Source organism: Candidatus Thiodiazotropha endolucinida, assembly GCF_001715975.1.
GTDB classification, from domain to species: domain Bacteria; phylum Pseudomonadota; class Gammaproteobacteria; order Chromatiales; family Chromatiaceae; genus Thiodiazotropha; species Thiodiazotropha endolucinida.
The window spans coordinates 135331-150960 of record NZ_MARB01000010.1 but is presented as its reverse complement, the minus strand read 5'-3'; the positions used below and the strand labels follow the sequence as shown (position 1 = coordinate 150960).

At 37.9% G+C, this 15630-nt stretch carries 12 protein-coding genes; 10 read left to right on the top strand and 2 right to left on the bottom strand.

The annotated features are described in order from the left end of the window. Window positions 1-312 precede the first annotated feature (312 nt). The 10 genes from CODIS_RS10410 to CODIS_RS10365 all read left to right on the top strand — a co-directional run bounded on the left by CODIS_RS10410 (window position 313) and on the right by CODIS_RS10365 (window position 12318). Window positions 313-855 (top strand): O-antigen ligase family protein, encoded by a 543-nt coding sequence (locus CODIS_RS10410; protein ID WP_162420189.1) that lies wholly within the window; start codon window positions 313-315, stop codon window positions 853-855. Window positions 856-1074: 219 nt separating this feature from the next. Next, the gene (locus CODIS_RS10405) at window positions 1075-2208 is read left to right on the top strand and encodes a glycosyltransferase family 4 protein (RefSeq protein WP_069124745.1); all 1134 of its coding nucleotides are present in this window, start codon (window positions 1075-1077) and stop codon (window positions 2206-2208) included. Between the two features lie 9 nt (window positions 2209-2217). Next, window positions 2218-3432 carry a glycosyltransferase family 4 protein gene (locus CODIS_RS10400; protein ID WP_069124744.1) on the top strand — a complete coding sequence of 405 codons (1215 nt, stop codon included), beginning with the start codon at window positions 2218-2220 and terminating at the stop codon, window positions 3430-3432. A 19-nt stretch (window positions 3433-3451) separates the two neighbouring features. Then, window positions 3452-4858, top strand: a complete 1407-nt coding sequence (locus CODIS_RS10395; RefSeq protein WP_069124743.1) for a phenylacetate--CoA ligase family protein — start codon at window positions 3452-3454, stop codon at window positions 4856-4858. 16 nt (window positions 4859-4874) lie between these two features. Next, on the top strand, window positions 4875-6719 hold the full coding sequence (gene asnB, locus CODIS_RS10390; RefSeq protein WP_069124742.1) for an asparagine synthase (glutamine-hydrolyzing): 1845 nt from the start codon (window positions 4875-4877) through the stop codon (window positions 6717-6719). Window positions 6720-6763: 44 nt separating this feature from the next. Then, window positions 6764-7579: a class I SAM-dependent methyltransferase gene (locus CODIS_RS10385; protein WP_069124741.1), complete on the top strand. Its 816-nt coding sequence runs from the start codon at window positions 6764-6766 to the stop codon at window positions 7577-7579. Window positions 7580-7596: 17 nt separating this feature from the next. Continuing rightward, window positions 7597-8619, top strand: coding sequence for a polysaccharide deacetylase family protein (locus tag CODIS_RS10380; RefSeq protein WP_069124740.1), 1023 nt, complete (start codon window positions 7597-7599; stop codon window positions 8617-8619). Window positions 8620-8670: 51 nt separating this feature from the next. After that, the gene (locus tag CODIS_RS10375; RefSeq protein WP_069124739.1) at window positions 8671-9813 is read left to right on the top strand and encodes a FemAB family XrtA/PEP-CTERM system-associated protein; all 1143 of its coding nucleotides are present in this window, start codon (window positions 8671-8673) and stop codon (window positions 9811-9813) included. Window positions 9814-9823: 10 nt separating this feature from the next. Next, window positions 9824-11035 carry a DegT/DnrJ/EryC1/StrS family aminotransferase gene (locus CODIS_RS10370; protein ID WP_083220679.1) on the top strand — a complete coding sequence of 404 codons (1212 nt, stop codon included), beginning with the start codon at window positions 9824-9826 and terminating at the stop codon, window positions 11033-11035. A gap of 80 nt (window positions 11036-11115) precedes the next feature. Then, window positions 11116-12318, top strand: a complete 1203-nt coding sequence (locus tag CODIS_RS10365; RefSeq protein WP_069124737.1) for a carboxylate--amine ligase — start codon at window positions 11116-11118, stop codon at window positions 12316-12318. A 19-nt stretch (window positions 12319-12337) separates the two neighbouring features. Here the strand turns inward: CODIS_RS10365 and CODIS_RS10360 are convergent, their stop codons facing one another. Both CODIS_RS10360 and glnD read right to left on the bottom strand, forming a co-directional pair. Then, window positions 12338-12730 (bottom strand): hypothetical protein, encoded by a 393-nt coding sequence (locus CODIS_RS10360; protein ID WP_069124736.1) that lies wholly within the window; start codon window positions 12728-12730, stop codon window positions 12338-12340. Window positions 12731-12993: 263 nt separating this feature from the next. Then, window positions 12994-15627 carry a [protein-PII] uridylyltransferase gene (gene glnD / locus CODIS_RS10355; protein WP_069124735.1) on the bottom strand — a complete coding sequence of 878 codons (2634 nt, stop codon included), beginning with the start codon at window positions 15625-15627 and terminating at the stop codon, window positions 12994-12996. Between the last annotated feature and the right edge of the window lie 3 nt (window positions 15628-15630).

The following is a 15630-nucleotide window of genomic DNA, read 5'->3' as shown; positions in this document are numbered from 1 at the left end:
TTTTTTCTGTTTTTGCTTGCGATATCAGTAATAGTTGCTGATGTAACAGAATTTTCATTTAAAATATTTAAACTCGTTTTCGGCTTTATTCTGTGATATTACATCATAATCAAAATAGTAACAGATATCGATAAGATTAAAGGCATATTTATCGTTTTTGTTTTCAGTCATATACTTTTAGTAATTCTCAATCCTGATGTTGTTCTGGATCCCGCGACGAGAACATATATCTCAGGTAATGCATTTCTTGGTGATGGTAACGATTTTTCTCTGTCAGTGTCACTTACTGTACCAATGTGCTTATTCCTTATTATGGATTCAAAGAAAACATTACATAAGGTGATATATATATTAGCGTTATTGGTATTGATATTTGCTATTGTTGGAACTCAGTCAAGAGGTGCATCCCTGGCGTTAATGGGGACGTTCGCTTATCTGTGGTGGATGGGACGCCAAAAATTTCTCGGTATTCTACTGATCGGGGGCGTTTTGATCTCAATACTCGCTTTTGCTCCACCCGTGTATTTTGAGAGGATGAATACGATTCGAAATTATGAATCGGAAGGTTCTGCAATGGGGCGAATAGTAGCATGGAAAACGGCAATCAGGATGGCGACAGCACATCCGATTACGGGAGTGGGAGCAGGACATTTTCCTGTAAAACTAGGTACAGATTTTAGACCGCCTGAGTTCGGCTATGAAAATTTTCCCTGGTTGACGGCGCACTCATCGTATTTCCTGATTCTAGGTGAACTTGGCTTGCCGGGAATAATCTTTTTTCTTGCATTATTGATAGGGAATTACAGAAGAAACAGTAAAATATACGTTTTATCAGGAAAAAGTCCGATTCTATAGAGGATGGTGAAGTATACAATAAATTGTTTTTAATGCTTAATTCAAGCTTGGTTGCATTTGCAATCGGTGGTGCATTTTTATCTGTTACGTACTACCCACATATTTTTGTACTTACGGGATTGTTTGTTTCTACGGAATTTATGTTTAAATCTCATCTTGACAAAATGAGCGAAAATGAAAACCACAAGAAAGAGTAGAATATAAAATAGAGTAAAGATTATGACAGTAAATAATAAAAAGATTAAATTATGTCTACTTCACTCCACTTTACATATAGGAGGAGCGGAAGAGGTCACGGCAAATATCTGTAAAACTATAAACAAAGATGTATTTGATGTAACTGTTTGCTATCTCAAGGAAATGGGAACTATAGGTAATAAAATAGTTAATCAAGGAACGGATGTAATCGGTTTAACAAGGGAAATAAAGAAAAGTAATAAGACGGATTATTTTACCTCTTTGCGGCTTAGAAGTTATCTAAATAGAAAAAATATCGACTTGATTCATTCACACGATGTCCATTCATTGGTAGATGCTTCTTTGTGCAGGTTAACATTGCCATCCATACGTTTTATACATACATTCCATTTTGGTAACTATCCACACAGAGAGCCTGAAATGGCGAAGTTTGAAAGACTTTTCTGGCGAGTTCCAGATATGTTGGTTGCAGTAGCAGAAAAGCAAAAAAATGATGTTTGCAACTTCTATAAAATACCAAGTGAACGGATAACTACAGTATGGAATGGTGTGGATGTTACAAAAATAGAGAAAAACATAGATATCATTGATGAGTACAAAAAAGAAGGGAAAGTAATTATAGGATGTGTAAACACGCTTATAGAACAAAAAGGTATGTTCGACTTGATAAAGGTTTCTAAAATACTCAGGGATAAACTGCCTAATAGATTTGTATTTGTGGTGGCTGGTGATGGGTCACTTAGGACACAATTAGAAGAAAAGATAAAGAAAGACAATCTTGGAAGTTATGTTAAATTGTTGGGATGGGTCGATTCAGCCTCAGCTGTAATTCTCCCAAAAGTGGATATATTTTTTCAGCCTTCACTTTGGGAAGCAATGTCGATGGTCTTGCTGGAAGCTATGGCAGCTAAAAAAGCGATAGTCACAACAAGCGTAGGAGAAACACCAAAAATTATTTGCAGTGCAGACCAGGGAATCGTGGTTGAACCGGGGAATATTGAAAAAATGGCATCATCATTGCAGTTATTGATAGAGCGGGTGTCTATTCGTGAAAAATATGGTTTATCGGCCGGGCTTAGATACCAAGACAATTTTACAGCAGCAAAAATGGCCGCTCGGTATGAAACCCTGTATCAGAAAATAATAAACAAATAGGTATCAGTAATGAAAATTCTCTTTTTGTCGCAAATCATACCTTATCCACCTCATGGTGGAGTTTTGCAAAGGGGGTATAACATCATTCGTGAGATTGGTAAAGATAATGATGTATATCTTCTTGCATTTCACCACCCAGATACAATTGCAAGTCAGTCACTACTCGATGAGAGCATGGTCGAACTGAAAAAGATATGCACTGAAGTACACTATTTTAAATTGTGGCCTAAGCAATCAAAAATGCATAAGTTATTGGCATTTTTCATCTGCTTCTTTTATCCACTGCCTTTTAGTGTTCTTGCCCACAAAAGCAGTGGTTTCAGAGATAAAATGCTCGAAATTATAGAAAAGAACAATATTGATATTGTACATATTGATACGGTTGGACTCTCAAAATACAGGGATTTGGTACAAGACATTCCATGTATTGTAACTCACCATAATATTGAGTCATCTTTGATGGCAAGAAGATCGAAAGTCGAGTCGAATTGGTTTGCAAGATATTACGTTGCAAAACAGTCAGAAAAATTGAGGAATTATGAAGCTCAGGGGAGTTCTAAATACCCTGTCAATGTAATGATGTCCAGCACTGACGCAGACGAATTAAAGGAAATGTCACCTGGTGTAAAGACAGCAATCGTTCCGAATGGAGTCGATATTAATTATTTTGAAGACCGCCGGGAAGTGGAAGAACAGGCAATAATATATACCGGTGGTATGAATATGTTTGCGAATAAAGATGCGGTCATGTACTTGATTAGTGACATTTGGCCTTTGGTAAAAATGAAGATACCCGATATTAAATTTTATATCATTGGGCAGGATCCACCTAGAGAACTGATCAATATTGCTTCTGAGGATAATGGAATTAAAGTCCTGGGGTATGTCGACGACATCAGACCGTTCGTCGCTAAATCTGCCATCTATGTGGTGCCACTAAGGGTGGGCGGCGGTACACGACTCAAAGTGTTAGATGCCCTGGCCCAGGGAAAGGCTATTGTGTCGACATCAATAGGTAGTGAAGGTATAGAGGTTACTGACCGTACAAACATATATTTAGAGGATACATCTGAAGGATTTGCGTCCAGTATCATAGAACTAATCAATGATGATGAAAAAAGAAAAGAATTAGGCTGTCAGGCAAGAAAACTTGCTGAAGAGAGGTATGCCTGGCCTTCTATTGCTGAAGAATTGATTAAGGCGTACAAAAATATAATTCATTAGGTTTAATTGAATCGATATTATGGATACGCCATTCAAGAATCTATATGACGCACTACCAGCCTCAGTGCAGAGTCTTGCGGTAACCGGGTACAGTATACTGTTAGATAGAAAGAGGTATGGAGGTGAATATGAAAAAGTAAAAAGATTTCTTCAAGAAAGTCAGTGGTATAGTGAACAACAACTAATAGAATATCAAAACAAAATGCTTACTCAGCTCATACAATATAGCTATGAGCATGTCGAGTATTACAGAAATTTAATGAGAAACTATAAGCTGAAGCCGTCTGACATAAAAACGACAGATGATCTACAGAAATTACCGGTATTGACAAAGGAACTGATCAAGGAAAAATTTAATTCTTTATTATCTGATGAATTTAAATTTAATAAGGTTGAGAAAGGGCATACGAGCGGTACTACAGGTTCTCCGCTTGAGATTTGCTACAGTAAAAATCTCGTCAATTTTAACTATGCTATGTTAGACAGGCAGTATAGCTGGGCGGGTGTTAATCTTGGGAAGTTTGGTGATAGGGTAGCCGTAATCAGGGGAAATATTATAGTTCCTCTAAATAAATTAAAACCACCATTCTGGAGATATAATTACTACCATAACCAGCTATTGTTATCCTCCTTCCACTTAAAACCTGATAATATCCCGCATTATCTGGATGAGCTTCGCAGGTTTTCACCGAAGACGCTTGATGGTTACCCATCAACTGTTTATATATTGGCAAAATACCTGAAAAACATTGGTGAAAAATTAAAATTAGATACAGTATTAACTTCTTCAGAAACTTTGTACGATTTTCAAAGAGAAACAATCGAAGAGAGCTTTGATTGTAAAGTGTATGATTATTACGGATCAGCAGAACGTGTATTGTTTACCACTGAATGCGATCACCACGCCGGTGGCCACATCGGGATGGAGTATGGTATTACAGAAATATGTGACAGTGGGGGCGGAAAACTAGAGTTCGGAGAAACCGGGGCAATTGTAGCAACATCACTTCACAACTATGCAATGCCCCTTATCCGTTATAAAACTAATGATATGTCTGCCATAAAAAATGATCAATGTGCTTGTGGTAGAGCACACTACCTATTGCATGATGTGACAACAAAAGCTGAAGATACATTGGTTCTTAAGGATGGAAGACTGATATCTCCCTCCGTTCTCACACACCCGTTCAAACCATTAACCTCCATTTTGGAATCGCAAATAGTACAAAAAGATCTGAGTGGTATCACTGTAAAGTTGAGAGTGGATGCGACATTTACTGATGACGATAAGAATGCATTGGTACGTGGCCTGTCAGAACGTTTAGGTAAGGACACTTCAATTAATATACAAACCGTAGACGAACTTGAGCGAACGTCAACTGGAAAATTTAAGTGGGTCATATCAGAAATCGATCTGAATATATAAACAGGATTATACAGATATGTGTGGTATTGCAGGTGTACTTTACTTGGATTCGTCTAAAGCGGTCGATAAAAACAGACTGTCTTCTATGAGAGACGTTTTTACGTATAGAGGCCCTGACGATAGTGGCCTCTATATTTCCGGTGCTGTTGGCCTCGCACACAGAAGGCTTAGTATTATTGGTTTGTCAACCGGACACCAACCGATGGCTGACAACACCAGGAAATACTGGATAGTATTTAATGGAGAAATATACAATTATAAAGAATTGAAGATAGAATTAGAACGGAAGGGTTATAAATTCAATACTACATCAGATACAGAAGTCATTGTTTATTTGTATAAAGAGTATGGTTATGAATGCGTGAATCACCTAAATGGAATGTTTGCTTTTGCTATCTATAACGAAAATGATAAATCACTTTTTCTAGCAAGAGACAGAATGGGCATAAAACCACTCTACTACAGTAAAACAAAAACAGGTTTCTACTTTTCATCTGAAATTAAGGCAATATTGGAATATGGTGATGTTGAGCGCCGAATAAATAATAAATCAATATATGAGTATTTTATGTTTAGGAGCGTGGCCGGTGAAAACACGATGTTTGAAAATGTGTTTTCACTGTTGCCTGGCCATTACATGGTTATTAAAGACAGTAACACACAGATAGTAAACTATTGGAATCTTTTTGATATACCGAAGGACAGCACAATTGATAGATTTGCAGCACTGGAGGGCATTGAGTCACTACTTCAGGACGCAATAAGAATCAGATTAATGAGTGAAGTACCGTTAGGTACTTTTTGTAGTGGTGGGATAGATTCAAGCCTTGTCACAGCAATAGCTGCAGGTATTGCCGGTGACAACATGAATACCTTCTCTGTCGGATTTAATGAAAAAAATTACGATGAATCTGAATACGCAAAACTGGTATCTGATAAATATGGTACAAAACACCACGAACTGGTGCTTAACAGTGATGAATTCGCTAGCCTGCTCAGGCGATCTATAATGCTTAATGACGAACCACTTCATTTCTCAAATTCCGTACATATTCTAGCATTGAGTGAACTTGCCAAGCACAACGTTACTGTTGTATTAACCGGTGAAGGCGCTGATGAGTTATTTCTTGGTTACCCCAGGTACTTGATTCCAGAATTGCTGAATAAAATACGAGGAATATCCTGGATTACATCACCCATTTTAAAAATACTGGCTTCTATAATATCCGACCATAGACTGAAAAAACTGAGTGATTTTTCGAGTTTGGATAAAAATTCGTTGCTGATGCTCAATTCTGCAGTCAATCAAAAAGACGTGGTCGACAGCGCAATGAAACGCAATGGTATAGACAGTCTTGATTACCGTAAATATGTTACCGCATCAATGATGAATTATGAAAAAACCATGGATATGGTGTCGATACAGGATCAACTGACTTACTTGGTATCAATACTCAATAGGCAAGATAAGATGAGTATGGGGGCCAGTGTGGAAGCAAGAGTCCCGTTTATAGATTATAGGCTTGTGGAATTTGCGAATTCTATACCATCACCAGTAAAAATAGAAAAAAATAATACTAAGATGTTAATAAAATTGATCGCAGAAAAATATTTACCTAGAGATCTTATCTACCGCAGAAAATCGGGATTTGGCGTTCCTATTTCCAATTGGATAAAGGAAAAGAATGGTTTAGGTAAAACTGTCAAAGATGTTCTTTACGATACAAAGAGTGATGAAAATATTGACATGGATTTTGTGAGGGATCACTATCAAATGCATGTTACAGAAAAGAAAGATGCTTCAGAGTTACTTTGGACATCTGTTAATTATTTAATGTGGCGGGATATATACAGTGTATAATTCTCGTTTTACGGCTATTTATAATAACCGATTTGAGAAATTTAATGATGAATATGCACAATTCTAATGACGCAGAAAAAACACTGCAACGTCATTCAATCCACGACGAGTGGGTAGATAATTATAGGACACCCGATAACGAAAAATTCTACAATATGGCGTTTGATTTTATAAGAGATTCGTTCGCACAGATAGAGGGTGATACTGTTTTGGATGCGGGGTGCGGTAGTTGTGCAAAATCGAAAAACCTCGTAGATAGAGGATACAAAGTAGTCGGTACTGATCTCTCAGATTCTGCCTTGGAGCTGGCAAGAAAAGGACTGATCGGAACCCGTTATGACAGCGAAATAGAACTCAAGTGTGAGAATCTTACAGAATTATCATTTGAGGATGAATCTTATTCAAAAGTTGTTTGTTGGGGTGTGCTAATGCATATTCCAGAAGTAGACAAAGCAATATCAGAACTATCTAGAATAGTAAAGAAAGGAGGGATTTTGGCAATAAGTGAAGGCAATATGAAATCTGTACAGACAAGAACATTGAGGTTTCTAAAAAATTTATTAGGAAGAGAAAGGGCCGTTGTCAACATCGAGAATGCAGGAATAGAAAATTGGGAAGAAACTGAAGATGGGCGCCTAATGACAAGGCAGGCAAATATAGAATGGCTGATTAATGAATTTCAAAAACATGGAATGGAGTTGCAATCAAGAAGAGCAGGACAGTTCAGCGAGATGTATTGGGTGGTACCTACAACAATTTTAAAAAAATCCATACATTTCATCAACAAAGTCTGGTTTAAATATATAAAATTACCAGGTCCAGCTTTTGGAAATATTTTAATATTCCGCAAAAAAGTTTAAATTTATCCTTAAGGAACATGAGAAAATTATTCTCAACCATTATCAAGCTCACAAAAAAGGTGGTTTCCTACATCTTTTACTACACGGGTGTGACAGGTTATATTCTTAAAAAAAAGCTGTCAAACAAGACCGTTATACTGACGTATCATCGTGTACTGCCCGTCAATCTACGTGATAAAAGTTTTTCACACCAAGCGATTTTGGTGGATCCTGCAAATTTCGATATGCATCTAAGTGTTATATGTGAATATTTTAAAGTCATTGACACTAGAGTGCTGCTTAATGGTGATAAGGAATGTGAGCCAAGGTGTCTCATTACTTTCGATGATGGCTGGCGGGATAACTATGAGTATGCGTATCCTATTCTTATGAAATATAATTGCCCTGCAATTGTATTTGTTCCTCTAGACTATATTTCAACAAATAAAACATTTTGGCAAGAAAAGCTAGGCTATTTAATGTGGCATGCAAGCAAGCTTGACTCAAATAAGTCAAGAGCTTTACTGAATAAATATGGGATTGATGAGATATGCAAGAGTGAAGGATCCAAAAAGCAATCGGCGATAATTGATTATGTAAGATCCTTAAAGGCAAGAACTTATAAGCAACTTGAGGAAATCAAGCAAGAGTTTTTAGAAATAGTTGACTATGGTGATGGATCTTATGTCGATAAACATATGACTTGGGATCAAATAAGGGAATTAGATAAAAACGGTATAGAAATAGGTTCACATGCCTGTAGTCATAAAATACTTACTGAACTTGCAAGGGAAGAAGTAATTTCGGAGTTAGAAAAATCTAAAACATCAATCGAAAATAATCTCCAAGCAGTTGTTAAATCCATTGCATATCCTAATGGAGACTATAATGATGTGATAGGTGATGTGACGAGGAGTGAGGGATATATGTATGGATTCGGTACTGAATTTGGCCATGTGGATGAGAGTAGCAACAGATATAATCTAAAAAGAATCAATATTAATGATACAGTTGCAGATAACAAACCGGTCTTCCTGGCAACACTTATAGGGATATTTTAAAATAATGATGAGTAACCTTCTCAGTGTATTTAAAAGAGTAAATATTGTTTATTGAATTTAAATGGTTATGACAAAGAAACAGATGTTAAGTACAGTAAAATAAAAAATGTACATACTGGAATTCTAGATAAACATGGCCACAAAATGATAAATAAGAATATATCAGTAAAAATCTATAGTACTAATGAAGAAAATTCCAATGAATGGAATGGCTATCTAAAGACCAACGATCAAGCATGCCTATATCAACTTTATGAATGGCAGATTATAAATAAGGGCTATTTCAAACATTCTGTATATAATATTGTTGCTGAAATCAATAATCAAATAGTGGGGGTGCTTCCACTGGTATCGCTAAAAAGTATGATCTTCGGCCACATATTATGTTCAATGCCTTTTGTTAATTATGGTTCCTGCTGTGCAAACTCTACTGAAATTGAAAAAAAGTTGATGGAATATGCATGTGAATTAACAAATAAAATAGGTGCGAAGTATCTTGAAGTGAGAAGTCAAAAGCCTTCTGTCATAAATATGAAGGAATCTAAAAATAAGATATCACTTACAATTAAACTCGATGACGATTATGAAACACTGTGGAATGGATTTAAATCAAAGCACAGGACAAATATACGAAGGGTATATAAGAACGGTATAACAGTTAAGAAAGGTGGAGATGAATTATTGAAGCCATTCTACGAAATACTCTCGAAGTCCTGGAGAGATCTTGGAACACCTATTTATTCTATTGAATATTTCAAAAAAATAACTCAATATTTCAAAAGTGATTATACTATATTTATAGCTTACAAAGATGCTACACCTGTAGCTGCTGCATTTAACGGCTACTATAAAGATATTGTTGAAGGCATGTGGCTTGGTTTGGATAACCAATACAGGCAATATCAACCCAGTTACGTTTTATATTGGGAAATGATAAAAGATGCCTGTGAGAGAGGTTTTAAAACATATCATCTCGGGAGATCGAGTACAGACTCAGGTGGTGAGTCATTCAAGAAAAAATGGAATGCAGATACAAAACAATTATATTGGCAATACCACTCGAATTCCATCGAAAAAATGCCAAATCTAAATCCTTCAAATCCTAAATACAAATATTTGATAAAGATTTGGAGAATATTACCATTGAAAATAACACAAATCATCGGTCCATTAATAGCTAAAAACATCCCATAAGGAATGTTAAGTGTTCAAGTATTTTCCGCCAAGTGGATCACCAATCACAACTAAAGAAATACTGTATTGGTTAGCTTGCAATGCTTTTTTTGTAGATAAGAGGAGGGACATCAATAATCAGTTGAGGGATAGGTTTAATGTTGATCACACTTATCTCTTTACTACAGGACGTGGTGCTATGACCGTACTGCTCAAGTCATTAAAGAAACTGAGAAATAAGGCAGAAATAAATGAAGTCATTATACCGGCATATACATGTTACTCTGTTGCAAGTTCCATCCAGAATGCAGGTTTAAAAGTCAGACTTTGTGATGTAGATCCAAATACATTATCTTACAATCTTACCAAATTACAAAATATGCCATTTGCAAATGTATTGTGCATTATATCAGCGAATTTATATGGCATTCCCAATCAGTTGCAGGAGATAGAGGAGATAGAGGAGATAGCTAGCGAAAATGGCGTTTATATGATTGATGATGCCGCACAATCATTCAATGCTAAATACCTAGAAAGAGAAGTTGGCACATTCGGATCAGTAGGCCTATACAGTTTTGACAAGGGAAAAAATATCACATCAATTGAAGGAGGCGGTATCATTACAAATAACTCGGAATTGGCAGAAATAATAGACAGTTATTACAGCAAAACGCTGGATAATTCTATTAGAGATAACCTGATGACCGCGATTAAGGTTATTATATACTATCTTTTTCTCAACCCATTACTCTATTGGATACCAGCCTCTCTACCTTTTCTGAACCTTGGTAAAACCAGATACGAGGAAATCATCGAGATCAAAAAATATTCACGTCTGGTAGCGCCAATAGCTTTAATGCAAATAAAAAGGTCTAATCAGATAGCAGAAAAGAGGATAGCGAACGGACGATGGTACAAAAATAATATTGTGGTGAGTAAAACAATAAGCAAAATTAATGAATCAGATCACGGCATGCCTGTTTATTTAAGATATCCAATAAAAATAACACAAAAGGAAAAAAGGGAAGCTATCCTAACTCATGCAAAAAGGTACGGAATTACGAAATCCTATCCAAAATCACTTAATCTATTGATAGAAATAGATAAGTTTCTGGTCAATCCTGGTGAGTTCGAGGGTGCTGAAGAGATTTCAAGACAGCTAATTACATTACCAACGTATGCATTTATCAATAATAACGATAGAGAAAATATTAAGAATATCATTGAAGAAATGACAGCATGACTGATGTATAAAAGGAAGTAATGTATAAGCACTTGAAACAAGATATTAGCTATTAAAATATTAATCAAAATATTATAGTAATGAAAAAAATAAAGAATATCTTAGTGACCGACGGCAACAGCAGAGCTGCGCTTGCGGTAACGAGATCATTGGGTTCTAAAGGATATAATTTATTTGTCGGAGAAAGGGTCAAGCCATCATTGGCATCTAGATCGAAGTATTGTATTGATGCAGTTCTATATCCGGACCCTGTAAATGAATATGGTAAATTCTGTCATAAAATAAAGGAAATTATCGATATCTTAAAAATAGATTTGGTAATCCCAGTTACGGATATTTGCATTTTTCCCATCTCAAATATGGTGAAGGATGGGGTAATCAAAAATATAACGCAATTGGCAAATGATAACACGATGAAGTTAGCTGCAAATAAAAGTGAGCTGACGAAGCAGGCAGTAGAGTTGGAGATTCCCGTACCGTTATCACACATAATAGTGTCAAAAAACGACATAGCATTACAGAATCTGAAAATTCCCTATCCAGTCGTCGTAAAGCCATCGCGTTCAAGGGTCATGATAGATGGGAAGTGGATATTTACCAGTGTAACTTATGCAGGCAGTCATGACGAACTGCAATCAATTTTAGAGAAAACGAATAGCGAAGTATTTCCCGTGATTTTACAAGAGAGAGTAAGGGGAAAGGGTATCGGTGCTTTCTATTGTTATGATAAAGGAAGGTGTGTCGCTAAATTTTTACATCGAAGAATTAGAGAAAAGCCACCATCTGGCGGTGTAAGTGTTCTAAGGGAAAGTGTGGAAATAGATCCGGATATAGATAGATACAGCCAAACATTATTAGAAAAAATAAAATGGCATGGCGTGGCAATGGTTGAATATAAATATGATGATGAAAAAGATATACCCTATTTTATGGAAATTAACGGCAGATTCTGGGGATCTTTACAACTGGCAATAGATGCGGGAGTGGATTTCCCAAATATCCTTGTAAATATTTTTCAGAATATAGATGTTGGTGACGCAACGAACTATAAGATAGGTGTTAAAACGAGATGGTTGTGGGGTGATATAGATTTATTGTTAATGTTACTAATAAAAAGCAGAAGCCAATTAAAACTACCCGATGATTATGGTCCCAAATGGAAAGTTATTGCTAACATACTCAAACCATTTAGTAAAAACCAGCATTATGAGGTGCTCAGCATAAAGGATATAAAGCCCTGGTTCCATGAGAGCAGGCAATGGATAAGTAATTTAGTAAAATAACAGGATAATATAAGAAGAATTAATCATCGAAGGAGATGGCATCCTTAAGTTCAATATTAGATAATTCGCCTTCTATTCCTTGTGTATCATAAGCGGCTATCGCAAAAAAATAACTTCCAGCAGTTGGCACACCAATACGGTATTCATCGATTCCAGTACCTTGAATATCAACAAGAAGCTTTAGATTATCATTATCATTGCCATAGTAGACCTTATAACCGGCAATACTGGTTGATATGAGATAACTACCATCTGTTCGTGTTTTAGGAGAAATCCATGAAAGATCTGTGTAAGCAGTAAAGGTAACCGGCTCCTGCGTACCGCCGCCAGAACTACCACCACCGCCGCCACAACCTTGAAATAAAAATGAAAAACTAAATATGCTTACGATAATAAAAAGCTTGTGATACATACGGTGAAGCTCCCTTGATTCTATAGAGACATTAATATCACATAGAATGTTCAGAAATCAGTGAAACATACCCATATAGTAAAAAAATTTCGATAAAACGTAAAAAATACAAAAAAATGGAATATTTAAAAATAAATTAGTGAATTCTAATATTCTGCCGGCCAAATTATGTGTTGATGTTACGTTGAAAATGCGCAACTTTGTTTAAAAAAAGCATATTGTAAGAAAATATAATGTAGATTGAAGAGTTATATTTCACATAACTATTGCGACATTTTCTCCACTACTGTGTTTTTCAGGCAATTCAATTTCTCTTCATCCAGGATTGGTTGATTATCCCTGTCTGTAATAAAAAATATGTCCTCTACTTGTGCTCCGAGAGTGGTTATCTTGGAGTGCTTTAGTCTAATCTTGCACTCGGCGAAAGCCTGACCAACATTCGACAAAAGGCCTGGTCGATCCAATGTGACCAGACGCATGGTTGTTCTTTGCAGTTTTGGTTCTTGGGTAAAATAGATAAACGTCTCGTGATCAAAATGCTTGTTTTTTCGGGGAATGCGCCGAGTTACTTTGAATGGCTGGGTACCTTCCAAGCGAAGGCCGTCAGTGAGTGTGTCAATGATTTCTTCGCTGCGTTGACCTATTTCCACCGGACTGCCATCCTGCTCCAGTACAAGATATGAATTAAGAGAATGACCGTCGGATGTACTCATTACCCTTGCATTGACAATTGATAGTGCCAGTTGATCAAGCAGCGTAGTCGTAACAGCAAAAAGATTATCCCTGTCCAAGCAATAAATCAGCACTTCACTTCCGCCACGCTTTTCCGTCTGGCGCATCTGTATTAAGGGCAGTGCACTTTTTGGAGTATCAATGATTGCCTTCGTATGTCGTTGTATGGCATTTGGAGAGTGAGTGAGGAAGTACTCTTTGGTAAAGGTCGCCCATAAATCACTGATAGCTTCGGTTGGAATATTCTGTAACGTTAATTGATGCAACGCGGCTGATTTTTTTTCATCTATTAACTCATCCTGTGCAAGTGGATTATCCAGTCCTCTGATCAGGGCCCGGCGTGTCGCATTGAACAGGTCACGCAATAGTGAGTCTTTCCAGGAATTCCAGGCCGCAGGGTTTGTCGCTCTACTGTCTGCAAAGGTAAGCAGGTACAAATAAGTCAATCGGTTGAGGTCACCTACAAGTGATGCGAACTCCTGTACCACCTCTGGATCGGTGATATCTTTGCGTTGGGCGGTCATAGACATAACCAAATGATTCCGTACAAGCCAACCGACCAAGTGGCTGTCATATTCACTTAAATGGTGTAACCGGCAAAAATCATAGGCATCGATAGCCCCCAGCTCTGAGTGATTGCCACCCCGTCCCTTAGCAATATCATGAAATATTGCTGCCAAATAAATAAGTTCTTCTTTGGGAAGGGTGCTCATCAACTGGCTGCAGAGTGGGTACTCTTCAGCATACTTTTCCGTGGTCAAGCGCCGCAGATTCCTAACCACCATGAGGGTGTGTTCATCAACAGTATAGACATGAAAGAGATCATACTGCATTCGGCCGACAATATTTTCGAATATCGGTATGTAGACTGCCAGTACGCCATAAATATTCATGCGCCTAAGGGCGCTGGTAATACCAAACGGTTGGCGCAGGATCTCCATAAAAAGGCTTTGTGCGCGTATATCTTGGCGGAATCTTTCGTCTATCAGATAGGTATGATTGCGTACAAGGCGAATCGTACTGGCTCTGACTCCTCTCAACTCGGGATTTTCCTGCATTAACAAGAATAACTCCAAAAGGGCGGTAGGATATTTCTTGAATATATTCTTATGGGTGACTTCGAGAAAGTAGCCGCGTTTTTGAAAGCGTTTATTGACGGAAACCGGTTCACCCAGTTCATTCTTGAAAAGAATATCCTCCTGGAAATGCTGCAGCAGCATTTCATTGAGACGGCTCAACTCCATTACGGTGCGATAGTAGTCGCGCATGAAGCACTCGACCGCCATGTTGGCATGGTCTGCATCATAGCCCAGATATGAAGCGAGTGTGCGTTGATGATCGAAAAGCAATCGGTCGTCGTGGCGGCCGGTAAGCAAGTGGAGCGCGAATCTTACCCGCCATAAATGCTCCTGTCCCTCGATCAGGGTATGATACTCGGCTTCCGTGAGGAAGGCGTGTTCCACCAAGTCATGCAAACTCTTGGTCTTGAAATGGCGTTTCGCAACCCACCCAATCATATGAATATCCCTCAAGCCTCCGGGACTCTCTTTTATGTTCGGTTCCAGGTTACTGATAGTGTCATCGTGTTTGGCGTGGCGAATGCGTTGCTCGTTCCATTTGGCCTCGAAGAAGTCATGGCTGTTCCACATCCGCCCAGGTCCGGTGGCCTCCAGCATTTGACTGAATAGACGTGCCGAACCAACCAGGCGACGGGATTCGATCAGATTGGTCATAACAGTGATGTCTTGATCAGCCTCTCGAACGCAATCGTCAATAGTTCGAACACTGTGGCCGACATCAAGGCCGATGTCCCAGAGCAGGGTAAGAAACTGTGTGAGAGGTTCTTTGAAAGATTCAAACAGATCCTCATGGTCTAGTAGGACTAACAGATCTATATCAGAAGCCGGATGTAACTCACCACGCCCATATCCCCCAACGGCAACCAGGCAGGCTTCAATGGAGATGTCCAGATAGCGATTCCATGCACGGATCAGGATTTCGTCGATTAGCTGAGCGCGTTCGGCGACTAGTTTGCTGATGGGGGTCTGTCCAGTTGAGAAGCGTTCTTCAACACCTTCCTTATAGTGCTTGAGTATGACCTTGCATGGCTGAATGGGAGAGCCATCTTCTGCGAATGCCTGATTCAGTGACGCGAAATCGATCATTAT

What these genes read in the sequence shown, in the direction of transcription:
- CODIS_RS10410 (WP_162420189.1), top strand. Translation starts at nt 313, where the DNA reads ATGGATTCAAAGAAAACATTACATAAGGTGATATATATATTAGCGTTA.
- CODIS_RS10405 (WP_069124745.1), top strand. Translation starts at nt 1,075, where the DNA reads ATGACAGTAAATAATAAAAAGATTAAATTATGTCTACTTCACTCCACT.
- CODIS_RS10400 (WP_069124744.1), top strand. Translation starts at nt 2,218, where the DNA reads ATGAAAATTCTCTTTTTGTCGCAAATCATACCTTATCCACCTCATGGT.
- CODIS_RS10395 (WP_069124743.1), top strand. Translation starts at nt 3,452, where the DNA reads ATGGATACGCCATTCAAGAATCTATATGACGCACTACCAGCCTCAGTG.
- asnB (WP_069124742.1), top strand. Translation starts at nt 4,875, where the DNA reads ATGTGTGGTATTGCAGGTGTACTTTACTTGGATTCGTCTAAAGCGGTC.
- CODIS_RS10385 (WP_069124741.1), top strand. Translation starts at nt 6,764, where the DNA reads ATGATGAATATGCACAATTCTAATGACGCAGAAAAAACACTGCAACGT.
- CODIS_RS10380 (WP_069124740.1), top strand. Translation starts at nt 7,597, where the DNA reads ATGAGAAAATTATTCTCAACCATTATCAAGCTCACAAAAAAGGTGGTT.
- CODIS_RS10365 (WP_069124737.1), top strand. Translation starts at nt 11,116, where the DNA reads ATGAAAAAAATAAAGAATATCTTAGTGACCGACGGCAACAGCAGAGCT.
- CODIS_RS10360 (WP_069124736.1), bottom strand. Translation starts at nt 12,730, where the DNA reads ATGTATCACAAGCTTTTTATTATCGTAAGCATATTTAGTTTTTCATTT.
- glnD (WP_069124735.1), bottom strand. Translation starts at nt 15,627, where the DNA reads ATGATCGATTTCGCGTCACTGAATCAGGCATTCGCAGAAGATGGCTCT.